The sequence below is a fragment of the Enterobacter sp. 22466 genome (genome assembly GCF_052044775.1).
Classification (GTDB): Bacteria; Pseudomonadota; Gammaproteobacteria; order Enterobacterales; family Enterobacteriaceae; genus Enterobacter; species Enterobacter dissolvens.
The window spans coordinates 1-21,188 of sequence record NZ_JBQENX010000011.1; the positions used below are offsets into that span (position 1 = coordinate 1).

Genomic DNA, 21,188 nt, shown 5'->3' on the forward strand with positions numbered 1-21,188 from the left:
AATTTCCATACGAATCTCAAAAGTGATCATAAGCTCCCCTGTATTCAGAGGAGCAGATTAACCCCTGGATCAATTTTCAACCGCTGGGGTGGATCAGTTTTGCACCGTTGGTAACACCTGTCCTCACGACGAGGCCTGTTCGAAGGCCTCCGGACTGACGCCGCCGAGGTGACTGTGGCGCCGGGCCCGGTTGTAGAACACTTCAATGTAATCGAAGATATCCGCCCGGGCCAGATCTCGGGTTTTGTATATTCTCTTCCTGATGCGTTCTTTTTTCAGTGAACTGAAGAACGATTCGGCCACCGCATTATCCTGGCAGTTGCCACGCCGGCTCATGCTCGGTGCCAGGTTATTGGCCCGGAGTTTCAGGATCTCGCTTTTAGCTTCCAGTAAATCCCGGGCATGCTGCTCGTTGTTATCAGGTTTGATAGCCCGTAGCTACTTGTAGAGGCTGTGTGCAGAGACGCCCAGACGGCCAGATACTTCGGCGACGGAATAACCGCGTTCCGTTATCTGACGGACGGCTTCTTCCTTAAATTCAGGTGTAAATCGTGGTGTGCCCATACGCTCCTCCTATGCTCAAACTATAGGGCAGGATCGTCTACCGGGGCGGGGTCAGTCCATAAATGACTCTGAGGTGTCTGTTAAACCCGTGGCGATTCAATATTTGCTCAGGGTTTAATTAAAAAAACTGTAAAAGGATTTTTTTTGAAAGTTATAGATAAGACGCCGTACAGTAACGTATCCGGAGCCGGGCTGGGGGATACCTGTGGCCCTTCTGGCGGCAGTAATTGTGGTGGCTCATCCGGTTCTGCTGGTCATAATGGGGGAAGTTCAGACAAACAGCACCGTGATTACCAGACCTCAAACCGCGGGAGTGGCAGCCAGGCGAATCATTTCGGACAAGGCGGTGGTTCGTTTGGTTCATCCGGTGGTTGTTCCGGAGGAGCCAGAGGACGGACCTCTGCTGATGGCCGTTAATCACTGAGTTCCTATATCCACGCAGGGGAAGCCCTGTGTTTAAGGCCCGTTAAATATGACCAAAGACAGCAGCACAGATAAACTGCAGAGCCAATACAGCGAGCATGTGGGAAGCAAGTATTGACTGCTCTTCTTGTGATACAGACAGTGATACTGTTTTTCACCGGTCTGAACTGGACCTCTCCCGTTAACGAAACCAGTACTGGCTCTTCTGAGGTCGCTCATTTTTGCAAAAGGAATTCAAATGAAAGAAATCCATTCTTCACAATACAGTACGGTAGCAGGAGCCGGGCTGGGCGATACCTGTGGTCGTTCAGGCGGCAGTAATTGTGGTGGCTCATCCGGTTCTGCAGGCTCAAAGGGGGGAAACTCCGGCAAACAGAACCGTGATTACCAGACTTCAAATCGCGGGAGTGGCAGTCAGGCGAATCATTTCGGACAAGGCGGTGGTTCGTTTGGTGGAGGCGGTGGATGCACCGGAGGCGGACGTGACCATGTTGGTACCAACCGTTAATTGATGAGAAAACCTGCAGCAATACCCAGGCTGCAGGTTTAAGGAAGATCTATGCCTAAGTTTGTCTTTTTTAAAAGTAGTGCGGATATTGTTACTGCCGTAAGTCAGTCGGTTTACGCCGACCAGTTATCCACATCGTCAGAATACGAAAAAATCGATTTTGAAACAGAGGCGACAGACAAGCAGGCAGCAGTGCTGAAACTGAAAGCATATCTGGAAACCAATACCAATGCCCTGAAGGACTTTAGTGGAGATATTACTTTCAGTAGCGTTATTGAATCTTTGCTGAGGTAAGTTCTGTTAAGCTAATAATGGGGTTCTTGAGAAACTCTATGCTTCAGTGTTACCTGGCGACATCCATCTCGAATGCTCTACAGTGGAAATACCAGACGCAGGAAGTTCTGCGTCTGGTTGCATTACCTGGCGAGGCTTGTTAACCGCGACCTTTTGCAACTACTTACCGAGCGTATTAAGTATATATTCCGGTTTAACATTCCCGGTGAATACAACAGGTGTAGGTTGCATTACCACCATTACCGGCGTCACCTCTATTCCCACACGGTGTGCGAGTTCTGATTGTTGCACGATCGTGTGTTGACAGGCCGGAGTACTGTCATTGTCAGGTAAAAAACCTTCCATGGCCATACGCAGGCTTTCCCGGGGTAAGCCAGAGCACCAGACTCTGGCCATATCCTCGATCACCGAGTCTCTGATAGATGCCGGGGCGACAGTCAGAAATGACATGGTCAGCCCGGCGTCTGTATAGTGCTGAACATGTTTGACCACATCAGAGCAGTAGCTGCATTGATTATCAATAAATACCACCAGATGATATTTTTCTGCCGGAGCAACCCAGGTTATGGGTTTAAGTTCTTCAAGGTGATCGGCGATTTCTTTTACTGATTCCTCCGGTGTCAGGGCAAACGAACTGTTAGCAGCCCCCAGAACCAGCAAAGCAAGCAGAGAACTCATAAAGCCAGTTTTCATAGATGGATCCCCTTTGATTCATGCCCTTCGTTACTGTGTTCCGGGCTGTGATGTGTTCCCAGGGAGATAACTCTGTCAGCAGAAGCGATGGTCGACGGACGGTGTGCAATGATAATGCGGGTCATATCAAGGCCGGATATGGCGCGGTTGATAAGTTTTTCATTTTCTTCATCCAGATGGCTGGTTGCTTCGTCCATGAACAGTATCCCGGCTGTAACGGACGTTCATTAACTTCTTATGTTCCATCAGGATGATGAACCAAGCCGGATCGATAAGCAGTGCCAGCTCCGCCACCGGAATATCTTTCTCAGTCAGGAATCGATTAACAGCAGCTTTACTTAAATACTTCGGCAGCTCTTGGAGAGTCAATGTTATGTGCAAGTGCATTCCGCAACTTGTTCAATTTATCCAAAGCAGCCCAAACATTTTTAGGGAATTCCACGCCCGGTAAATGAGATCCAAACATAGCATGCACTAGGCTCAGCTTATGGCTAAAGCCGAGCTTAATATTCTCAATCGGGACGCTATTCCGGCAATGCAATTTCAGAATATCAAAAAGCAATTCCTCAACGAAAAGATGCCCTTTCAGTATGATTGAGGTGGTATCCATACCAGCGTGCAGGTGCTTCTCGTACCTTGCGCATCTGGCTTCATAAATGTCTTTAAGACTTTTCTGTGTGCGCATCGTGTTCCATCCAGCAGTACTTGTTTTTATGCAGTGTACCAAAGCTATCACATACATGATTCCATACACATACCGCAATAGAATCCATAAAACCCCGTTGGTGGTAAGACAACAAGCGGGCCTCTGGGGACTTCATCAGGGTTATGTCAGTTAGGGATGTTTATCAGGATGACCATGTACCCAAGGGGAGCGAGGCCGAACCGCTGGCAGAGCTTGCATATGGTCTGCAAGTACCGTGACCACCATTAACCTGTTTATCCCCTGCGGCGTCTCGCGACGGCGACAGAACGGGGGCATCGGGCTAAAATGCGCTTCACTAAAAGTCTTCGGGATTATGCCGAGTAGGCGGCTTTTGTTCGTTGTTGGGCTGTCGCAGTAAGAACGTTGAAACCACTGCCAGCGCGGTGATGTGCTCCCGACTACCACACACCAACCACGCGACAGGCGCGGCGATTGTGCAATGTGTAGTTACGGCTATACCTGCATTAGCGGGGTAAAGTAACTAGCTGATAAATAACAATGTGCTTATTTATCAGTGATCTGGAGCGGGCGAAGGGAATCGAACCCTCGTATAGAGCTTGGGAAGCTCTCGTTCTACCATTGAACTACGCCCGCTTTGAGGTGCGTAAGGCATTATAGACCTTACGCTTCTTCATACAAGCCTCTTCGCAACTAAATGGCGATAAAATAATCACTTAGCACTTCGGCTTGCTGCCCTGCGCCGGGAGATAACGCTGTGGGTCGATGGCGGTGGCCTTATAACGGATCTGGAAGTGCAACTTCACCGTATCCGTCCCCGTGCTGCCCATGGTGGCGATCTTCTGCCCCGCCTTCACGTTCTGGCCGTTGTTAACCAGCATTGTGTCGTTATGCGCATAGGCCGTGATGTAGTCTTCACCATGCTTAATCATGATCAAATTACCGTAACCGCGCAGCTGGTTGCCCACGTACACCACCTTCCCTGCACCGGATGCATAAACCGGCGTACCGCGCGCGGCTGCAATATCGATACCTTTGTTGCCCCCTTCGGACAAGGAGTACGGCAATACCACTTTGCCGCTGGCCGGCCAGATCCAGCAGCGCTGCCCGACAGGCGGCCAGGAGGACTGCGGCACCGCGTAAGAGGGCGTCACTTTGGCTGTTTTGCCTTTCGACGAGGATTTTCTGCCCGAGGACGAACTGCCGTTAACCTTCAGCTTCTGCCCCACTTCGATGGTGTAAGGCGGAGAGATGTTATTCAGACGCGCCAGATCCTTCACGCTGGTCCCCGTCGCGCGCGAAATCCGGTACAGCGTATCCCCGCGCTTCACGGTATACACCGCGCCGGAATAGCTGCCCATGTCTGAAGATTTGCTCCCTGAACAGCCTGCCAGTATTAGCGCCAGCGTCAGGCAGAAAACAGCAGTGATGGGGTTTCTCGTCAGGCTTCCTGCAAACAAAACAGATCCTCGGTCAGCGTGAATGGCGCCCTATGATACCAGCCCAAACAGAAATGGGTCAGCCCTTTTCCGCTCTGTGGGTCAAACCGTTCGTATAAGAATGCAGTATAATGGCGTCGCTGATGGTGCTTAACCATCCGCATGGTTAGCACTGGAGCATCAATGAGTATTCAAGAACACGTTATTTTGGTAAATGACCAGGGAATGGTGATTGGCACTCAGGAAAAGTATGCAGCACATACCTCCCACACTCCGCTACATCTGGCGTTCTCCTCCTGGCTGTTTAACGCCAAAGGGGAGTGTCTGATCACCCGTCGCGCATTAAGCAAAAAAGCCTGGCCGGGTGTGTGGACGAACTCAGTCTGCGGACATCCGCAATCTGGCGAAGAGATTGAGCAAGCTATTGTTCGCCGTTGTCGCTTCGAAGTGGGTGCGGAAATTACCGATATCACCCCTGTCGCCGCTGAGTTTCGCTATTGCGAAACCGATCCTTCCGGGATCGTCGAAAATGAGATTTGCCCGGTCTTTGCCGCCAGGATCACGAATGGGCTGACGATCAACAGTGATGAAGTGATGGCATACGAATGGGTTGATCTGGACGCATTGTTCCAGGCCCTGGATGCCACACCGTGGGCCTTTAGCCCCTGGATGGTGATGGAAGCGACGACCGCACGCGAAAAACTGCGGGCCTTCGCCGCCAAATAAAAAAGCCCCGGCGACTATCGCACGGGGCTTTTTCAGTCTGGACGACGTTATTTCACCGGACGCATCGCCGGGAACAGGATCACGTCGCGGATGGTGTGGCTGTTGGTGAACAGCATCACCATACGGTCGATACCAATACCCAGACCCGCCGTTGGTGGCAGGCCGTGCTCCAGGGCCGTCACGTAGTCTTCGTCGAAGAACATCGCTTCGTCGTCGCCTGCCGCTTTCGCGTCAACCTGATCCTGGAAGCGCTGCGCCTGATCTTCAGCATCGTTAAGCTCGCTAAAGCCGTTGCCGATTTCGCGGCCACCGATGAAGAATTCAAAGCGGTCAGTGATCTCCGGGTTCTCGTCATTACGACGCGCCAGCGGGGACACTTCAGCCGGGTATTCCGTGATGAAGGTCGGCTGAATCAGGTGCGCTTCTGCCACTTCTTCGAAGATCTCAGTCACGATACGGCCCAGACCCCAGCTCTTCTCGACTTTAATACCGATGCTTTCAGCGATCGCTTTCGCAGAATCGAAGTTATCCAAATCCGCCATGTTGGTTTCCGGGCGGTATTTCTTGATAGCTTCGCGCATGGTCAGTTTTTCGAACGGCTTGCCGAAGTCGAACACTTCTTCACCGTAAGGGACCTGCGTGGTGCCCAGAATGTCCTGCGCCAGGGTGCGGAACAGGGATTCGGTCAGCTCGATCAGATCTTTGTAATCGGCATACGCCATATAGAGTTCCATCATGGTGAACTCTGGGTTATGACGCACGGAGATGCCTTCGTTACGGAAGTTACGGTTGATTTCGAACACGCGATCGAAACCACCCACCACCAGACGCTTCAGGTACAGTTCCGGCGCGATACGCAGGTACATGTCCAGGTCCAGGGCGTTATGATGGGTGATGAACGGACGCGCAGATGCGCCGCCAGGGATCACCTGCATCATTGGGGTTTCCACTTCCATAAAGTCGCGGTTAACCATGAACTGGCGGATACCGGCCATGATCTGAGAGCGAATTTTGAAGGTCTTGCGGGATTCATCGTTAGAGATGAGATCCAGGTAACGCTGACGGTAGCGCGCTTCCTGATCCTGCAGGCCGTGGAATTTGTCCGGCAGCGGGCGCAGGGCTTTGGTCAGCAGACGCAGTTCGGTACAGTGGATAGACAGTTCACCGGTCTTGGTTTTGAACAGTTTACCTTTCGCGCCCAGGATATCGCCCAGGTCCCACTTCTTGAACTGCTCGTTGTAGATGCCTTCCGGCAGATCGTCACGGGAAACGTACAGCTGAATGCGGCCGCCCACGTCCTGCAGGGTAACGAAAGAGGCTTTACCCATGATACGACGGGTCATCATGCGGCCCGCAACGGCCACTTCGATGTTCAGCGCTTCCAGCTCTTCGTTTTCTTTAGCGTCGAAGTCAGCGTGCAGTTGGTCTGAGGTGTGATCACGACGAAAATCGTTCGGGAACGGCACGCCCTGCTCGCGCAGCGCTGCCAGCTTCTCGCGGCGGGTTTTCAGTTCGTTGTTAAGATCGACTACCGCGTCAGCGCCCTGTGCTTGTTGTTCAGACATGTTGGTTCCTCATAACCCTGCTTTCAAACTTGCTTCGATAAATTGGTCCAGGCTACCGTCCAGCACCGCCTGCGTGTTACGGGTTTCAACCCCGGTGCGCAGGTCTTTGATGCGGGAGTCATCAAGGACATAAGAACGGATCTGGCTGCCCCAACCGATGTCGGACTTGTTGTCTTCCATCGCCTGTTTCTCAGCATTTTTCTTCTGCATCTCCAGCTCATAAAGCTTCGCTTTCATCTGCTTCATGGCCTGGTCTTTGTTCTTATGCTGGGAACGGTCGTTCTGGCACTGTGTTACCAGCCCGGTTGGAATGTGGGTAATACGTACCGCCGATTCCGTACGGTTAACGTGCTGTCCGCCCGCGCCAGATGCGCGATAAACGTCGATACGCAGATCCGCCGGGTTGATTTCGATATCGATATCTTCGTCAACTTCGGGGTAAACAAACGCGGAGCTGAAGGAGGTATGACGACGGCCACCGGAGTCGAACGGGCTCTTACGTACCAGGCGGTGAACGCCGGTTTCGGTACGCAGCCAGCCGTAGGCGTAGTCACCAATGATCTTGATGGTGACGGACTTAATGCCAGCCACTTCACCTTCAGACTCTTCGATAATTTCGGTTTTGAAACCACGCGCTTCTGCCCAGCGCAGGTACATGCGCATCAGCATGCTGGCCCAGTCCTGTGCTTCAGTACCGCCAGAACCCGCCTGAATGTCGAGATAGCAGTCAGCGTTATCGTATTCGCCGGAGAACATACGACGGAACTCAAGCTGCGCCAGCTTCTCTTCCAGCACGTCGAGCTCTGCCACGGCTTCGTTAAAGGTTTCTTCGTCGTCGGCTTCTACAGCCAGCTCCAGCAAACCGGAAACGTCTTCCAGTCCCTGAGCCATTTGATCCAGCGTATCTACGATAGCTTCGAGAGAGGAACGCTCTTTACCCAGCGCCTGCGCGCGTTCTGGCTCGTTCCAGACATCTGGCTGTTCCAGCTCGGCGTTTACTTCTTCAAGACGCTCTTTCTTGGCATCGTAGTCAAAGATACCCCCTAAGAACGTCAGAGCGCTCCGTGAGGTCCTGAATACGGTTTTTTACCGGATTAATTTCAAACATGGTCTGTTTTCTTTTATGGACTTGTCAAAATGCGGTGATAAGAGCGGGATTGTACCGAATCCACGCCCTTTTTTATAGAGATTACTGCCGCTAAATTGGCCAGATATTGTCGATAATGATCTGAAGGGAGCGGTTACCGCGAAACTCGTTGATATCCAGTTTGTAGGCCAGTTCGACCTCGCGTACGCCATTGTCCGGCCAGACAGAGGTATCGACGTTAAAGGCGATACCGTCCAGCAGCGGGCCGCCGCCCACCGGTTCCACCATCACCTTCAAGTGACGTTCGCCTACAAGGCGCTGTTGCAGCAGACGGAAGCGGCCATCAAACAGCGGCTCCGGGAACATCTGCCCCCACGGGCCTGCATCGCGTAGCATTTGCGCCACGTCCATGGTCATCTCCATCGGTGCGAGCTCACCGTCGGAAATCACTTCACCCTGCAGCAGAGCGGGGTCGATCCAGTCGGTCACCAGCTCGCCAAACAGACGCTGGAACTCCTCGAATTTCGCCTCTTCCAGCGACAAACCTGCCGCCATCGCGTGACCACCGAATTTGAGCATCAGGCCCGGGTAAAGTGTATCGAGACGCTCCAGCGCATCGCGCATGTGCAGCCCCTGAATCGAACGACCGGAGCCTTTCAGCGTGCCATCGCCTGCGGGTGCAAACGCAATCACCGGACGATGGAAACGCTCTTTAATGCGCGACGCCAGAATCCCCACCACCCCCTGATGCCACTCAGGGTGGTACATAGCCAGCCCACCCGGCAATGTGTCACCGCTGCGTTCAAGCTTTTCGCACAAGGTCAGCGCTTCAGCCTGCATTCCCTGTTCAATCTCTTTGCGGGTCTGGTTCAGCGCATCCAGTTCATTCGCCAGCACGCGCGCTTCACCAATGTTATCGCACAGCAGCAGTGCGACTCCGACGGACATATCGTCCAGCCTGCCGGCCGCGTTCAGGCGCGGGCCGAGGGCAAAGCCCAAATCGCTGGCGGCGAGCTTGAGCGGATCGCGGTTCGCAATCTCCAGCAGCGCCTTAATGCCCGGACGACATTTGCCCGCACGTATGCGGCTTAACCCCTGCCAGGTGAGGATACGGTTATTGGTATCGAGCGGTACCACGTCCGCAACGGTACCGAGCGCGACAAGATCGAGGTACTCGGCCAGATTGGGCACGGCAATCCCGCGGGATTCGAACCAGCCTTTATCTCGCAGCAGCGTGCGCAGCGCCAGCATCAGATAAAACGCCACGCCCACGCCCGCCAGTGATTTCGACGGGAAATCGCAGTCGCGCAGGTTCGGGTTAATAATGGCTTCAGCGGCCGGCAGCGTTTCACCCGGCAGGTGGTGGTCAGTGACCAGCACCGGGATCCCCAACTGATGCGCGTGATCGACACCCGCATGGGAAGAGATCCCGTTATCAACGGTCAGGATCATCTGTGCGCCGCGGGCATGCGCCTGATCGACCACTTCCGGGCTGAGACCATAGCCATCTTCGAAGCGGTTGGGCACCAGATAGGTGACATTTTCGCAGCCCAGCGCGCGCAGGCTGAGCACGCTCAGCGCGGTACTGGTGGCGCCGTCGGCGTCGAAATCCCCCACCACCACAATGCGCGTTCCTTCACGAAGCGCGTTGTAGAGCATCTCTGTGGCTTTTTCGATGCCGTTCAGCTGCTGCCAGGGCAGCATCCCTTTGACGCTGCGCTCAAGATCGCCTGCGCTCCGCACGCCGCGGCTGGCATAGAGCCGCTTTAACAGCGGCGGAAGATCGGCTGGCAAATCAGCCTGTTCAACCGCGTCACGGCGGCGCAATTTTATTGGGGCTTTCACGCGGATTATTTACCACCAAACTGTTTCTGGTGCGCGTCGAGGAACTCTTTCATCTCTTTTGGCCCCTGATAGCCCGGCACAACGTAGCCGTTGCTTAAGACAATGGCTGGCGTACCGGTCACGCCAAACTGCACGCCCAGCGCGTAGTGTTTGGCGATATCAATATCACAGGAAGCCGGCTGCACGCCTTTACCGTTCATCGCGTCATCAAACGCTTTGTTACGATCTTTCGCACACCAGATGGCCTTCATGTCCTGCTCAGGCTGGCTCTGCACGCCCGCGCGAGGGAAAGCCAGATAACGCACGGTAATACCCAGCGCGTTGTAATCTTTCATCTCTTCATGCAGCTTGTGGCAGTAGCCACAGGTGATGTCGGTAAAGACGGTAATGACGTGTTTTTCCTGCGCCGCCTTATAAACGATCATCTCTTTTTCGAGCGCATTCAGGTTTTTCATCAGCAGCTGATTGGTCACGTTCACCGGCTGCGCGCCGCTTACGTCGTACATCGGCCCCTGAATAATGTGTTTACCGTCTTCGGTTACGTACAGCACGCCGCTGTTGGTTAAAACGGTTTTCATCCCCGCCACCGGTGCAGGCTGAATATCGCTGCTGGTCACGCCGAGTTTCGTCAGCGACTGTTTGATAGCGGCGTCATCCGCATGGGCAAAACCGGTAAAAGAGGCTGCCAGCAGGGTGAACAGCGCAAAAGACTTTTTCATATAAGATCCTGTAACAATTCGTCGGCACTCACGCACGAGGGTGGTGCTGTTGGTGTAGCTGCCGCAGGCGTTCCGTCGCGACATGGGTGTAAATTTGCGTCGTGGAAAGATCGCTGTGTCCCAGCAGCATCTGCACCACGCGCAGATCGGCGCCGTGGTTCAGCAGATGTGTCGCGAAGGCATGTCGCAACACATGCGGCGACAGCTTTTCACTGTCAATACCCGCCAGTGTGGCGTAATGCTTGATGCGATGCCAGAACGTTTGTCGCGTCATCTGCTGCGCACGCTGGCTGGGGAACAAGACATCGATAGAAACGCCATTCAGCAACCACGGACGTCCGTGCTCCAGATACGTTTCCAGCCAGTACACCGCCTCTTCTCCCAGCGGGACCAGCCGTTCCTTGTTCCCTTTACCGATCACACGAACCACGCCCTGACGCAAGCTGATGTCGCTCATCGTCAGGCCAACCAGTTCCGAAACGCGCAAGCCGGTAGCATACAATAGCTCAAGCATGGCTTTATCGCGTAACTCCAGCGGCAGGTCAACTGCGGGTGATTGTAATAATCTCTCAACTTGTGCTTCGCTGAGATCTTTCGGCAGCCGCTGCGGGAGTTTAGGCGATGCCAGGAGAGCACTGGGATCGTCTGCGCGAATTTTCTCGCGGTACAAATGCTGGAACAGTCGACGCATTGCACTGAGCAGACGCGCGGAACTGGTGGCTTTGTAGCCCCCTTCCATACGCTCGCCCAGCAGCGCCTGCAAGTCGTCGCTTTGTGCGCTCTCCAGCGACAGTTCCCGGCGTGCCAGCCACTCCACCAGCATGGTGAGATCTCGCCGGTAGGCGCTCAGCGTATTCTCGGCCAGGTTTTTCTCCAGCCACAGCGCGTCAAGAAACTGCTCGATGAGTGCGAGATCCTTTTCCACATCAGCCCCTTTGATTCTGCAATCCGGGCATTATGCCTGATTGCGACCGGTTTCTGGTACACTACGCGCAAAGTCATAGCAAGAATTGAGATAGATACGCGATGAATATTGGTCTGTTTTATGGTTCCAGCACCTGCTACACCGAAATGGCAGCAGAGAAAATTCGCGACATCATTGGCCCGGAACTGGTGACGTTGCATAACCTGAAAGATGATGCGCTCACGCTGATGGAGCAATACGACGTATTGATCCTCGGCATCCCGACCTGGGATTTCGGCGAGATACAGGAAGACTGGGAAGCCATCTGGGATCAGCTCGATACGCTCAACCTCGACGGCAAAATCATTGCCATGTACGGTATGGGCGACCAGTTCGGTTACGGTGAATGGTTCCTGGATGCGCTCGGCATGCTGCATGATAAGCTGGCCCCGAAAGGCGTTACGTTTATCGGCTACTGGCCAACGGAAGGTTACGAGTTCACCAGTAAAAAGCCGGTTATCGCAGACGGCCAGCTGTTTGTCGGGCTCGCGCTGGATGAAACCAACCAGTACGATCTGAGTGATGAACGTCTGCAAACCTGGTGCGAACAGATTCTGGGCGAAATGGCTGAGAAGTTCAGCTAACGCGTATCACTCCTGCGTCGGTTGCTGCTGCAATATCATCCGGCGCAGATCCCGCCACTCCGCAATATCCATACTGTCGGCGGCCAGCCACAGATGCTGGCACTTACCGCCGCCCACCTGGCGTAACCGTAGCATCATGCCGGAACTGAGCATCCAGGGCATACCGAGGATATCCCACTCCTGCCCCTGCCAGCGCAGGCGGGAGTCCATCAGTAATTTAATCTCACCCTGGCGGGCATTGATCCGGCGCTGGCTGCGCACGCTGTCAAACACGACGAACGACAGCAACAACAGCCACAGCGGCGTATAGCTAAGCGGCCACGGCATCAGTAAAACAAAGGCCGCGACCAGGCCGTGGAGCAATAACGACATCCACTGGGAGCGCCATGAGACGCGAAGATCAGATTGCCACAGGACCACGTTCCCGATTCCGTGTTTGAATTAATTGCACCATCCGTTGCAACTCGGTGTCGGCGGGCTTGCCGTGGTTCATCAGCCAGTTGAATAAATCGGGATCGTCAGACTCAAGCAGGCGAACAAACAGACGCTTATCCTCATCGCTTAAGCTGTCATACTCATATTCGAAGAAAGGCATGATGGAGATATCAAGTTCACGCATGCCGCGTCGGCATGCCCAGTGAATACGGGCCTTGTTGTTAATATCCATGTTCTGTTTCCTGCATTACGTTTGGCACAGTCGGTACCCCGTTCAGTCTTCTTTATTTCTCTGCGGGGACACTCGCTAGTGTAACGTGTTTTTGACCGTTTCTTTACTGGAATATTGCGAAGCTGAAGCGGGCTTCCAGAATAAACCCTATAAAGACAGCGGATTACACTATTTTGCGTGGCGCTACGCATTGCTGCGTTATGGCACGAATGGCCTGCTGAAAGCGCTTGCAATGGCTGTAGTCTCTTTTACCATTAGGCATTATCAAAGCGTTAAGCAATTCAGGATACCGTTATGGCATTTACACCATTTTCTCCTCGCCAGCCCGCCGCCTCTGCGCGTCTGCCGCTGACGCTTATTTCTCTTGATGACTGGGCGCTGGCCACACTCGTGGGTGCCGACGCCGAAAAATACCTGCAGGGCCAGGTCACGGCAGACGTCAGCCAGATGACCGAACATCAGCACCTGCTGGCTGCGCATTGCGATCCAAAAGGCAAAATGTGGAGTAACCTGCGCCTGTTCCGCCGTCAGGATGGCTTTGCCTTTATTGAGCGCCGCAGCCTGCGTGATGAACAGCTCAAAGAGCTGAAAAAATACGCGGTCTTTTCCAAAGTCACGATTGCACCAGATGACGAGCACGTGCTGCTGGGCGTGGCCGGTTTCCAGGCGCGTGCTGCGCTGAAAAACCTGTTCAGCGACCTGCCGGATGCAGAAAAACAGCTGGTCAGCGAAGGTGAAACCTCCATCCTGTGGTTTGAACACCCTGCAGAGCGTTTCCTGCTGGTGACCGACACCGCGACCGCCGAACGCGTTACTGAGGCCCTGCGCGGTGAAGCCCAGTTCAATAACAGCCAGCAGTGGCTGGCGCTGAACATTGAAGCGGGTCTGCCGGTGATTGATGCGGCCAACAGCGCGCAGTTTATTCCGCAGGCGACCAACCTGCAGGCGCTGGGCGGTATCAGCTTTAAAAAAGGCTGCTACACCGGCCAGGAGATGGTCGCGCGAGCGAAATTCCGCGGCGCGAATAAGCGTGCACTGTGGACCCTGGCGGGTCACGCCAGCCGTGTACCGGAAGCGGGTGAAGATTTAGAACTGAAGATGGGCGAAAACTGGCGCCGTACCGGCACTGTGTTAGCCGCCGTTCAACTGGATGATGGCCGTCTGCTGGTGCAGGCGGTGATGAACAACGACATGGAAGCCGACAGCGTGTTCCGCGTGCGTGATGATGCCAATACACTGAGTATTGAGCCGCTGCCGTATTCTCTGGAAGAGTGATGCTGTATCGCCCGGTGGCGCTGCGCTTACCGGGCCTACGGTTTTGGTGTTCTCCCTCTCTCTGTAGGAGAGGGTTGGGGTGAGGGCAACAGGCCGCAAGATGTAAAAACTACACCTGCCCCACATACAAATAAATTGCCAGGAAGTGACACACGCTGCCCCCAAGTACAAAGCCGTGCCAGATAGCATGGTTATAAGGGATGCGCTTGCAGACATAGAAAATGACGCCCAACGAGTAGACCACGCCGCCTACGGCAAGCAAGGTCACGCCCCCTACCGCCAGCTTAATCGCCAGCTGATAAACCACTATCAGCGACAGCCAGCCCATCGTCAGATAGGTCACCAGCGACAGCACCTTAAACCGGTGCGCGATGGTCAGCTTAAACAGGATCCCCAGCAATGCCAGGCTCCAGATCACAATCATCAGGCCACGCGACAGCGGTGAGTTCAAGCCCACCAGCAGGAACGGCGTGTAGGTGCCTGCAATAAGTAGATAGATAGCGCAGTGGTCAAATTTTTTGAGCCATATCTTCGCCCGCTGATGCGGAATGGCGTGATACAGCGTCGACGCCAGAAACAGCAGGATCATACTCCCGCCATACAGGCTGTAGCTGGTAATGGCCATGGCACTGGCGTTGGTGTCCACCGCCTGCACCAGTAATAACACTAAACCGACAATCCCAAACACCAGGCCAATGCCGTGGCTGATGCTGTTGGCTACTTCCTCAGCCAGTGAATATCCCTGTGCGATTAATGGTCTGCTCACCATACAAAACTCCGGGAAAACGAAAGATGATTATTCATCGCATGACTATGCTAACTGAGAATGATTCCAGTGAACACCTGTTAGCTAAAATAATTTCAATCCATAATTTATATATAAAAATCATATATATAAAAAACCGTTTCACCTTACATTTGTTCACATTAAAATTTAATCATTATGAATCAAAGGCATAAAAATGGATCCTGCCCTCCGGCTGCATGTTATGATGGATCAATGAAGTCTGAATGAGAGTTATGCCACTGTGAGTATGTTCACCCACGCCGCCATTGCCAGTCTCAATAATCTGGAGATGATGGTCTACAACTATGTCATCAAAAATCGTGACAAAGTGATGTACATGACAATCCGCGAACTGGCGGACGCGGCGGGTGTCTCCACCACCACTATCCTGCGCTTTTGCCGCAAACTCAACTGCGAAGGCTACTCTGAATTCCGCGTACGCTTTAAGCTCTATCTGGAGCAGAATGAGCCTCAGCAGGTAAATTTTGGTGCCAGTGAAATTATCAGCTTCTTTAAAAGCGTTAATAATGAAGAGTTCGATACATTATTAGATGAAGCGGTGGAGATAATATTATCGTCCGAGCGAATTATCTTTGTCGGCGCGGGGACCTCAGGCTCGCTGGCAAAATATGGCGCACGCTTCTTTTCTAATATCGGTAAATTCAGCAACCATATCGACGATCCTTATTTCCCGGTAACCAATGACATGGCCAAAAATGCGCTGGCGATTGTACTGTCGGTATCCGGTGAAACGGAAGAGATCCTGCGCTTTGCCAGCCAGTTCAGCCTGCATCACTGCAAGGTACTTTCCATTACCAGCCATGAGCATTCGCGGCTGGCAAAACTGGCCGATTTTAATCTTTCCTGGCATGTTCCACAGACACGTATTGCAGGCGTGTATGATATCACCACCCAAATCCCCGTTATTTATATTCTGGAGTCGCTCGGGCGTAAACTGGCGAAGAAATTAACAGAATAAAACATCCTGTTTTTTGCATGTAACAAATTACAATTCAGGCAAATTGTTATATCGTGACATTTAATGTCGCTTTGCTAGACTCGATTCCAATAAGTCATGAATTGAGAATAGCAACGATGAAAAAATTAACCTTACCAAAAGATTTTTTATGGGGCGGCGCGGTTGCTGCTCACCAGGTGGAAGGCGGCTGGAACAAGGACGGCAAAGGGCCGAGCATCTGTGACGTGCTGACCGGTGGTGCACATGGCGTCCCCCGTGAAATCACTCAGGAAGTGGTACCGGGTAAATACTACCCCAACCACGAGGCCATCGATTTTCACGGCCACTACAAAGAAGACATCAAGCTGTTTGCCGAGATGGGCTTCAAATGTTTCCGCACCTCTATCGCGTGGACGCGCATCTTCCCGAAAGGTGATGAAACGCAGCCTAATGAAGAAGGGTTGAAGTTTTACGACGATATGTTCGATGAGTTACTGAAGTACAACATCGAGCCGGTGATCACCCTCTCCCACTTCGAAATGCCACTGCACCTGGTGCAGGAGTATGGCGCCTGGACCAACCGTAAAGTGGTCGATTTCTTTGTCCGTTTCGCGGAAGTGGTCTTCGAGCGTTACAAAAACAAGGTCAAATACTGGATGACCTTCAACGAAATCAACAACCAGCGTAACTGGCGTGCCCCGCTGTTCGGCTACTGCTGCTCCGGTGTGGTCTATACCGAGCACGACAACCCGGAAGAGACCATGTACCAGGTGCTGCATCATCAGTTTGTGGCCAGCGCCCTGGCAGTGAAAGCTGCGCGTCGTATTAACCCGGAAATGAAGGTCGGCTGTATGCTGGCGATGGTGGCGCTCTATCCGTTCTCCTGTAAACCGGAGGACGTGATGTTTGCCCAGGAGTCCATGCGTGAACGCTACGTCTTTACCGACGTTCAGCTGCGCGGTTACTACCCGTCTTACGTACTGAATGAATGGGAGCGCCGAGGTTTCACCATTAACATGGAGCCGGGTGATGAGCAGATCCTGCGCGAAGGCACCTGCGACTACTTAGGTTTCAGCTATTACATGACGAACGCTGTCAAAGCCGAAGGCGGTACCGGCGATGCAATTTCAGGCTTTGAAGGCAGCGTGCCCAACCCGCACGTGAAAGCCTCTGACTGGGGCTGGCAGATTGACCCTGTGGGTCTGCGCTACTCTCTGTGTGAGCTATACGAGCGTTATCAGAAACCGCTGTTTATCGTCGAGAACGGTTTTGGCGCCTACGATAAAGTGGAAGAAGACGGCAGCATCAACGATGACTACCGCATCGACTATCTGCGCGCTCACGTGGAAGAGATGATCAAAGCCGTGACGCACGATGGGGTTGATCTGATGGGTTACACACCGTGGGGCTGTATCGACTGCGTCTCTTTCACCACCGGCCAGTACAGCAAGCGCTATGGCTTTATCTATGTGAACAAGCACGACGACGGCACAGGTGACATGTCGCGCTCCCGTAAGAAAAGCTTCGAGTGGTATAAAGGTGTGATTGCCAGTAACGGTGAGACGCTTTAACTCTGTAACGCCGGGCGGCGCTACGCTTGCACCGGCCTACGATTGCTCCCCTCTCCCTTTTTGGGAGAGGGTTAGGGTGAGAGGTTTACTTCCCGCCCGCTAACTCAATAAAACTGCCCGTCACGTACGATGCCTTCTCGCTCAGCAGCCAGACAATCGCCTGGGCCACCTCTTCAGGCTGGCCGCCGCGCTGCATCGGCAGCAACGACTTAACGCGATCCACACGTCCCGGCTCTCCACCGTCGGCATGGATGTCGGTATAGATAAGCCCGGGGCGCACGCAGTTAACGCGGATACCTTGCGCCGCCACTTCCAGCGCTAACCCGGTTGTCAGTGAATCCACCGCCCCTTTGGACGCCGCGTAATCCACATACTCACCCGGCGCGCCCAGTCGTGACGCCGCGGAGGAGACATTCACAATCGCCCCACCCTTGCCGCCATGTTTGTGCGACATACGCTTTACCGCTTCACGGCAGCAGAGGAAATACCCCGTGACGTTGGTTGCCAGCACACGATTGATGCGTTCAGCCGAAAGATTTTCGATGGTGGATTGCTCAAACAGGATCCCGGCGTTATTCACCAGCGCGGTCAGCGGCTCCGCTTCGCGGTCAAGACTGTCGAACATCGCCAGTACCTGCGCTTCATCGCTGATATCCGCGCGCAGGGCAAAGGCTTTACCGCCCGCCCCGACGATCTGGTTGATAACGTCCGTCGCGGCCTTAATGTTATGGTGATAATTCACCGCCACGGTGTAGCCTTCGTTTGCCAGCTGCAGCGCGGTGGCTTTACCGATACCGCGGCTGGCGCCGGTGACAAGTGCAATACCCATTCTTTTCTCCCAATAAAAAAGCCGGGTATGGCGGCTTCGCCATACCCGGCCTACGTTACTACATCAACACGATTACTGGTATTCGCTCATTGGTACGCAGGAGCAGAACAGATTACGGTCGCCGTAGACGTCATCAAGACGTTTCACGGTTGGCCAGTATTTGTTTGCCACACCGGCCGGGAAGACCGCCAGTTCACGGCTGTAACCGTGATTCCACTCCACCACCATTTCATGCTGCGTGTGCGGCGCATTGACCAGCGGGTTGTCTTCCAGCGTCCATTCGCCGTCCTGCACGCGGTCGATCTCCATGCGGATGGCCAGCATCGCATCAATAAAGCGGTCCAGCTCGGCTTTGCTCTCGGACTCCGTTGGCTCCACCATCAGCGTACCCGCAACCGGGAAGGACATGGTTGGTGCATGGAATCCATAGTCGATAAGACGTTTGGCAATATCCAGCTCGCTAATGCCGGTCTGCTCTTTCAGCGGACGAATATCCAGAATGCACTCGTGCGCCACGCGGCCATCGCGGCCGGTGTAGAGCACCGGGTAGGCCGACTTGAGGCGGGTCGCGATGTAGTTAGCATTCAGGATGGCCACCTGGCTTGCCTTTTTCAGCCCTTCTGCGCCCATCATGCGGATGTACATCCAGCTGATTGGCAGGATTGAGGCGCTACCAAACGGCGCCGCTGACACCGCGCCCTGACGGGTCAACATCCCTTCGATCTGCACCACGCTGTGGCCCGGAACAAACGGTGCCAGGTGCGCTTTCACGCCGATTGGCCCCATACCCGGGCCGCCACCGCCGTGCGGAATGCAGAAGGTTTTATGCAGGTTCAGGTGCGAAACGTCCGCGCCGATGAAGCCCGGCGAGGTAATGCCCACCTGCGCATTCATGTTCGCGCCATCAAGATAAACCTGGCCGCCGAACTGATGTACTACTTCGCAGACTTCACGGATGGTCTCTTCGTACACGCCGTGAGTCGACGGGTAGGTCACCATGATGCAGGAGAGCTTATCGCCCGCCTGTTCGGCTTTCGCACGCAGGTCAGCGAGGTCAATGTTGCCGTTCTTATCGCACGCCACCACGACCACTTCCATTCCCGCCATCTGGGCAGAGGCCGGGTTGGTGCCGTGGGCAGAGCTTGGGATCAGGCAAATATCACGGTGGCCTTCGTTACGACTCTCGTGATAGTGGCGGATCGCCAGCAGCCCGGCGTATTCACCCTGCGCGCCGGAGTTTGGCTGCATGCAGAGCGCGTCATAACCCGTCAGTTTCACCAGCCAGTCGGAGAGCTGGTTGATCATCAGGTGATAGCCTTCCGCCTGCTCGGCCGGGCAGAACGGGTGCAGCTCAGCAAACTCAGGCCAGGTGATAGGGATCATCTCGGCCGCCGCGTTCAGCTTCATGGTGCAGGAGCCCAGCGGGATCATCGCCTGGTTCAGCGCCAGATCCTTGCGCTCCAGAGAGTGCATATAACGCATCATCTCGGTTTCGCTGTGGTAGCGGTTAAAGACCGGGTGCGTCAGGATCGCATCGTCACGCAGCATACCGTCCTGAATAGAACGGCTGTCGAGCGCGACCTCTTTGTCCAGCGTATCGATGTCCAGACCGTGCGCGTCGCCCAGCAACACGTTAAACAGGTTGACGATATCTTCACGGGTGGTGGATTCATCAAGGGTGATGCCGACCGCGTTATGGATGTCGCTGCGCAGGTTGATTTGCGCCGCATCAGCACGTGCCAGCACCGCCGCTTTGTCCGCCACGTCAACGCACAGGGTGTCGAAGTAGTGAGCGTGACGCAGTTTGAGGCCTTTCTGCTGCAGACCGCAGGCCAGAATATCGGCCAGACGGTGAATGCGGCTGGCGATGCGTTTCAGGCCAACCGGACCGTGGAACACTGCATACAGGCTGGCGATGTTTGCCAGCAGAACCTGTGAGGTACAAATGTTGGAGTTCGCTTTCTCGCGGCGGATATGCTGCTCACGCGTCTGCATCGCCATGCGCAGCGCAGTGTTACCGGCAGCGTCTTTTGACACGCCAATAATACGGCCCGGCATGGAGCGTTTGAATTCATCTTTTGCCGCAAAGAATGCTGCGTGCGGGCCGCCGTAGCCCATCGGCACGCCGAAGCGTTGCGCAGAGCCAAAGACGATATCCGCACCCTGTTTGCCAGGCGCCGTTAGCAGTACCAGTGCCATAAAATCAGCGGCGACGCTGACAACAACGTTACGCGCTTTCAGTTCGGCAATCAGTGCACTGTAGTTATGCACTTCACCCGTAGTGCCCACCTGCTGCAGCAGCACGCCAAAGACATCCTGGTGATCCAGTACTTTGTCGGCATCGTCGACAATGACGTCGAAGCCAAAGGTTTCCGCACGGGTGCGTACCACATCCAGCGTCTGCGGATGAACATCCGCCGCCACAAAGAAGCGGTTGGCGTTTTTCAGCTTGCTCACGCGCTTCGCCATCGCCATGGCTTCTGCCGCAGCAGTGGCTTCATCCAGCAGAGAGGCGGAAGCGATATCCAGTCCGGTCAGATCCAGGGTCACCTGCTGGAAGTTCAACAGCGCTTCCAGACGGCCCTGGGACACTTCCGGCTGATAGGGGGTATACGCGGTATACCAGCCCGGGTTTTCCAGCATGTTGCGCAGGATCACCGGCGGTAACTGCACGTTGGTATAACCCATGCCAATGTAAGACTTATAGCGCTTGTTAAGGGCTGCAATGGCCTTTAATTCTGCCAGCGCAGCAAATTCAGTCGTCGCCTCACCCACCTGTGGTGGCGTGGCAAGCTGGATGTCTTTTGGCACGATCTGGCCGATCAGTGCGTCTAATGAATCCGCGCCAACTGTCTTCAGCATCTCCTGCTGTTGCTGAGCATCCGGCCCAATGTGACGTTCAATGAAGGCGCCACGGTTTTCAAGCTGGCTTAAAGTCTGTGTCATGAGCGATGGTTCCTGAAACGTGCAGTGAATTTAAGTTCCCTCTCCCTGTGGGAGAGGGGTAGGGTGAGGGGAAGATGGGC

The 21,188-nt window shown here is 54.2% G+C and carries 22 protein-coding genes, 1 tRNA gene and 3 pseudogenes; 8 read left to right on the forward strand and 18 right to left on the reverse strand.

Features of this window, described 5'->3' with window-relative positions; all coding sequences use genetic code 11:
* Nucleotides 1-123: 123 nt before the first annotated feature.
* A pseudogene (locus ACTJJI_RS22325) lies at nucleotides 124-360 on the reverse strand (IS3 family transposase); the annotation flags it as partial.
* Between the two features lie 78 nt (nucleotides 361-438).
* Nucleotides 439-564: a transposase gene (locus tag ACTJJI_RS22330; protein WP_440655582.1), complete on the reverse strand. Its 126-nt coding sequence runs from the start codon at nucleotides 562-564 to the stop codon at nucleotides 439-441.
* A gap of 144 nt (nucleotides 565-708) precedes the next feature.
* Here ACTJJI_RS22330 and ACTJJI_RS22335 point away from each other — a divergent pair, with 144 nt between their 5' ends.
* From ACTJJI_RS22335 to ACTJJI_RS22345, 3 genes are all read left to right on the forward strand, one after another.
* A complete protein-coding gene (locus tag ACTJJI_RS22335; RefSeq protein ID WP_440655584.1) occupies nucleotides 709-981 on the forward strand; it encodes a hypothetical protein in 273 nt (90 codons plus the stop codon).
* A 244-nt stretch (nucleotides 982-1,225) separates the two neighbouring features.
* Nucleotides 1,226-1,495 carry a hypothetical protein gene (locus ACTJJI_RS22340; protein ID WP_125365443.1) on the forward strand — a complete coding sequence of 90 codons (270 nt, stop codon included), beginning with the start codon at nucleotides 1,226-1,228 and terminating at the stop codon, nucleotides 1,493-1,495.
* 51 nt (nucleotides 1,496-1,546) lie between these two features.
* The gene (locus ACTJJI_RS22345) at nucleotides 1,547-1,789 is read left to right on the forward strand and encodes a hypothetical protein (protein ID WP_014833170.1); all 243 of its coding nucleotides are present in this window, start codon (nucleotides 1,547-1,549) and stop codon (nucleotides 1,787-1,789) included.
* Nucleotides 1,790-1,948: 159 nt separating this feature from the next.
* On the opposite strand, the gene ACTJJI_RS22350 is transcribed toward ACTJJI_RS22345, so the two are convergent.
* From ACTJJI_RS22350 to actS, 6 genes and pseudogenes are all read right to left on the reverse strand, one after another.
* Nucleotides 1,949-2,482 (reverse strand): thioredoxin fold domain-containing protein, encoded by a 534-nt coding sequence (locus ACTJJI_RS22350; RefSeq protein ID WP_014833171.1) that lies wholly within the window; start codon nucleotides 2,480-2,482, stop codon nucleotides 1,949-1,951.
* Nucleotides 2,479-2,688, reverse strand: a pseudogene (locus ACTJJI_RS22355) (hypothetical protein); the annotation flags it as partial. The gene ACTJJI_RS22350 and the pseudogene ACTJJI_RS22355, both read right to left, overlap by 4 nt.
* Nucleotides 2,684-2,818, reverse strand: a pseudogene (locus ACTJJI_RS22360) (capsid protein); the annotation flags it as partial. The pseudogenes ACTJJI_RS22355 and ACTJJI_RS22360, both read right to left, overlap by 5 nt.
* On the reverse strand, nucleotides 2,817-3,167 hold the full coding sequence (locus tag ACTJJI_RS22365; RefSeq protein WP_046889576.1) for a hypothetical protein: 351 nt from the start codon (nucleotides 3,165-3,167) through the stop codon (nucleotides 2,817-2,819). The gene ACTJJI_RS22365 and the pseudogene ACTJJI_RS22360, both read right to left, overlap by 2 nt.
* Before the next feature lie 541 nt (nucleotides 3,168-3,708).
* Nucleotides 3,709-3,782: transfer RNA gene (locus ACTJJI_RS22370), tRNA-Gly, on the reverse strand.
* Nucleotides 3,783-3,862: 80 nt separating this feature from the next.
* Nucleotides 3,863-4,606, reverse strand: coding sequence for an amidase activator ActS (actS, locus tag ACTJJI_RS22375; protein ID WP_043951693.1), 744 nt, complete (start codon nucleotides 4,604-4,606; stop codon nucleotides 3,863-3,865).
* A gap of 162 nt (nucleotides 4,607-4,768) precedes the next feature.
* On the opposite strand from actS, the gene idi reads away from it, so the two are divergent.
* On the forward strand, nucleotides 4,769-5,311 hold the full coding sequence (idi, locus tag ACTJJI_RS22380; RefSeq protein WP_014833175.1) for an isopentenyl-diphosphate Delta-isomerase: 543 nt from the start codon (nucleotides 4,769-4,771) through the stop codon (nucleotides 5,309-5,311).
* Between the two features lie 47 nt (nucleotides 5,312-5,358).
* Here idi and lysS read toward each other — a convergent pair whose 3' ends face one another.
* From lysS to xerD, 5 genes are all read right to left on the reverse strand, one after another.
* Nucleotides 5,359-6,876, reverse strand: a complete 1,518-nt coding sequence (gene lysS, locus ACTJJI_RS22385) for a lysine--tRNA ligase (protein ID WP_013098608.1) — start codon at nucleotides 6,874-6,876, stop codon at nucleotides 5,359-5,361.
* Between the two features lie 9 nt (nucleotides 6,877-6,885).
* Nucleotides 6,886-7,984, reverse strand: a protein-coding gene (gene prfB / locus ACTJJI_RS22390; protein ID WP_096927693.1) for a peptide chain release factor 2 whose coding sequence is annotated in 2 segments (ribosomal slippage) — nucleotides 6,886-7,908 and nucleotides 7,910-7,984 — 1,098 coding nt in all. Because the reading frame shifts where the segments join, the coding sequence is not laid out codon by codon here.
* A gap of 90 nt (nucleotides 7,985-8,074) precedes the next feature.
* The gene (gene recJ, locus ACTJJI_RS22395; RefSeq protein WP_063426871.1) at nucleotides 8,075-9,808 is read right to left on the reverse strand and encodes a single-stranded-DNA-specific exonuclease RecJ; all 1,734 of its coding nucleotides are present in this window, start codon (nucleotides 9,806-9,808) and stop codon (nucleotides 8,075-8,077) included.
* Nucleotides 9,809-9,813: 5 nt separating this feature from the next.
* Nucleotides 9,814-10,527, reverse strand: a complete 714-nt coding sequence (gene dsbC, locus ACTJJI_RS22400; protein WP_395999730.1) for a bifunctional protein-disulfide isomerase/oxidoreductase DsbC — start codon at nucleotides 10,525-10,527, stop codon at nucleotides 9,814-9,816.
* A gap of 28 nt (nucleotides 10,528-10,555) precedes the next feature.
* Nucleotides 10,556-11,452, reverse strand: coding sequence for a site-specific tyrosine recombinase XerD (xerD, locus tag ACTJJI_RS22405; protein WP_014833179.1), 897 nt, complete (start codon nucleotides 11,450-11,452; stop codon nucleotides 10,556-10,558).
* A 101-nt stretch (nucleotides 11,453-11,553) separates the two neighbouring features.
* Here xerD and fldB point away from each other — a divergent pair, with 101 nt between their 5' ends.
* Nucleotides 11,554-12,075, forward strand: a complete 522-nt coding sequence (fldB, locus tag ACTJJI_RS22410; protein ID WP_046889569.1) for a flavodoxin FldB — start codon at nucleotides 11,554-11,556, stop codon at nucleotides 12,073-12,075.
* A 6-nt stretch (nucleotides 12,076-12,081) separates the two neighbouring features.
* Here fldB and ACTJJI_RS22415 read toward each other — a convergent pair whose 3' ends face one another.
* Together ACTJJI_RS22415 and sdhE are read right to left on the reverse strand one after the other, a co-directional pair.
* Nucleotides 12,082-12,495 (reverse strand): protein YgfX, encoded by a 414-nt coding sequence (locus tag ACTJJI_RS22415; RefSeq protein ID WP_014833181.1) that lies wholly within the window; start codon nucleotides 12,493-12,495, stop codon nucleotides 12,082-12,084.
* Complete coding sequence (gene sdhE, locus ACTJJI_RS22420; protein ID WP_013098615.1) at nucleotides 12,476-12,742, reverse strand: FAD assembly factor SdhE; 267 nt, start codon at nucleotides 12,740-12,742, stop codon at nucleotides 12,476-12,478. The genes ACTJJI_RS22415 and sdhE overlap by 20 nt, the downstream gene beginning before the upstream one ends.
* A gap of 294 nt (nucleotides 12,743-13,036) precedes the next feature.
* Between sdhE and ygfZ the strand changes: the two genes are divergently transcribed.
* Complete coding sequence (ygfZ, locus tag ACTJJI_RS22425; RefSeq protein WP_047361362.1) at nucleotides 13,037-14,017, forward strand: tRNA-modifying protein YgfZ; 981 nt, start codon at nucleotides 13,037-13,039, stop codon at nucleotides 14,015-14,017.
* 109 nt (nucleotides 14,018-14,126) lie between these two features.
* Here ygfZ and trhA read toward each other — a convergent pair whose 3' ends face one another.
* Nucleotides 14,127-14,786: a PAQR family membrane homeostasis protein TrhA gene (gene trhA / locus ACTJJI_RS22430; protein ID WP_003863433.1), complete on the reverse strand. Its 660-nt coding sequence runs from the start codon at nucleotides 14,784-14,786 to the stop codon at nucleotides 14,127-14,129.
* A 265-nt stretch (nucleotides 14,787-15,051) separates the two neighbouring features.
* Here trhA and ACTJJI_RS22435 point away from each other — a divergent pair, with 265 nt between their 5' ends.
* Both ACTJJI_RS22435 and ACTJJI_RS22440 read left to right on the forward strand, forming a co-directional pair.
* Nucleotides 15,052-15,783: a MurR/RpiR family transcriptional regulator gene (locus ACTJJI_RS22435; protein WP_014833183.1), complete on the forward strand. Its 732-nt coding sequence runs from the start codon at nucleotides 15,052-15,054 to the stop codon at nucleotides 15,781-15,783.
* 116 nt (nucleotides 15,784-15,899) lie between these two features.
* The gene (locus ACTJJI_RS22440) at nucleotides 15,900-17,333 is read left to right on the forward strand and encodes a 6-phospho-beta-glucosidase (RefSeq protein ID WP_047361360.1); all 1,434 of its coding nucleotides are present in this window, start codon (nucleotides 15,900-15,902) and stop codon (nucleotides 17,331-17,333) included.
* A gap of 85 nt (nucleotides 17,334-17,418) precedes the next feature.
* Here the strand turns inward: ACTJJI_RS22440 and ACTJJI_RS22445 are convergent, their stop codons facing one another.
* Together ACTJJI_RS22445 and gcvP are read right to left on the reverse strand one after the other, a co-directional pair.
* Nucleotides 17,419-18,162, reverse strand: coding sequence for an SDR family oxidoreductase (locus ACTJJI_RS22445; RefSeq protein WP_013098620.1), 744 nt, complete (start codon nucleotides 18,160-18,162; stop codon nucleotides 17,419-17,421).
* A gap of 72 nt (nucleotides 18,163-18,234) precedes the next feature.
* Nucleotides 18,235-21,108 carry an aminomethyl-transferring glycine dehydrogenase gene (gcvP, locus tag ACTJJI_RS22450; protein WP_440655593.1) on the reverse strand — a complete coding sequence of 958 codons (2,874 nt, stop codon included), beginning with the start codon at nucleotides 21,106-21,108 and terminating at the stop codon, nucleotides 18,235-18,237.
* Between the last annotated feature and the right edge of the window lie 80 nt (nucleotides 21,109-21,188).

Coding starts and splice junctions, on each gene's coding strand:
- ACTJJI_RS22330 (WP_440655582.1), bottom strand. CDS start 564: ATGGGCACACCACGATTTACACCTGAATTTAAGGAAGAAGCCGTCCGT.
- ACTJJI_RS22445 (WP_013098620.1), bottom strand. CDS start 18,162: ATGGGTATTGCACTTGTCACCGGCGCCAGCCGCGGTATCGGTAAAGCC.
- fldB (WP_046889569.1), top strand. CDS start 11,554: ATGAATATTGGTCTGTTTTATGGTTCCAGCACCTGCTACACCGAAATG.
- ACTJJI_RS22340 (WP_125365443.1), top strand. CDS start 1,226: ATGAAAGAAATCCATTCTTCACAATACAGTACGGTAGCAGGAGCCGGG.
- ygfZ (WP_047361362.1), top strand. CDS start 13,037: ATGGCATTTACACCATTTTCTCCTCGCCAGCCCGCCGCCTCTGCGCGT.
- gcvP (WP_440655593.1), bottom strand. CDS start 21,108: ATGACACAGACTTTAAGCCAGCTTGAAAACCGTGGCGCCTTCATTGAA.
- ACTJJI_RS22350 (WP_014833171.1), bottom strand. CDS start 2,482: ATGAAAACTGGCTTTATGAGTTCTCTGCTTGCTTTGCTGGTTCTGGGG.
- ACTJJI_RS22435 (WP_014833183.1), top strand. CDS start 15,052: ATGTTCACCCACGCCGCCATTGCCAGTCTCAATAATCTGGAGATGATG.
- ACTJJI_RS22440 (WP_047361360.1), top strand. CDS start 15,900: ATGAAAAAATTAACCTTACCAAAAGATTTTTTATGGGGCGGCGCGGTT.
- ACTJJI_RS22365 (WP_046889576.1), bottom strand. CDS start 3,167: ATGCGCACACAGAAAAGTCTTAAAGACATTTATGAAGCCAGATGCGCA.
- trhA (WP_003863433.1), bottom strand. CDS start 14,786: ATGGTGAGCAGACCATTAATCGCACAGGGATATTCACTGGCTGAGGAA.
- sdhE (WP_013098615.1), bottom strand. CDS start 12,742: ATGGATATTAACAACAAGGCCCGTATTCACTGGGCATGCCGACGCGGC.
- idi (WP_014833175.1), top strand. CDS start 4,769: ATGAGTATTCAAGAACACGTTATTTTGGTAAATGACCAGGGAATGGTG.
- ACTJJI_RS22345 (WP_014833170.1), top strand. CDS start 1,547: ATGCCTAAGTTTGTCTTTTTTAAAAGTAGTGCGGATATTGTTACTGCC.
- dsbC (WP_395999730.1), bottom strand. CDS start 10,527: ATGAAAAAGTCTTTTGCGCTGTTCACCCTGCTGGCAGCCTCTTTTACC.
- lysS (WP_013098608.1), bottom strand. CDS start 6,876: ATGTCTGAACAACAAGCACAGGGCGCTGACGCGGTAGTCGATCTTAAC.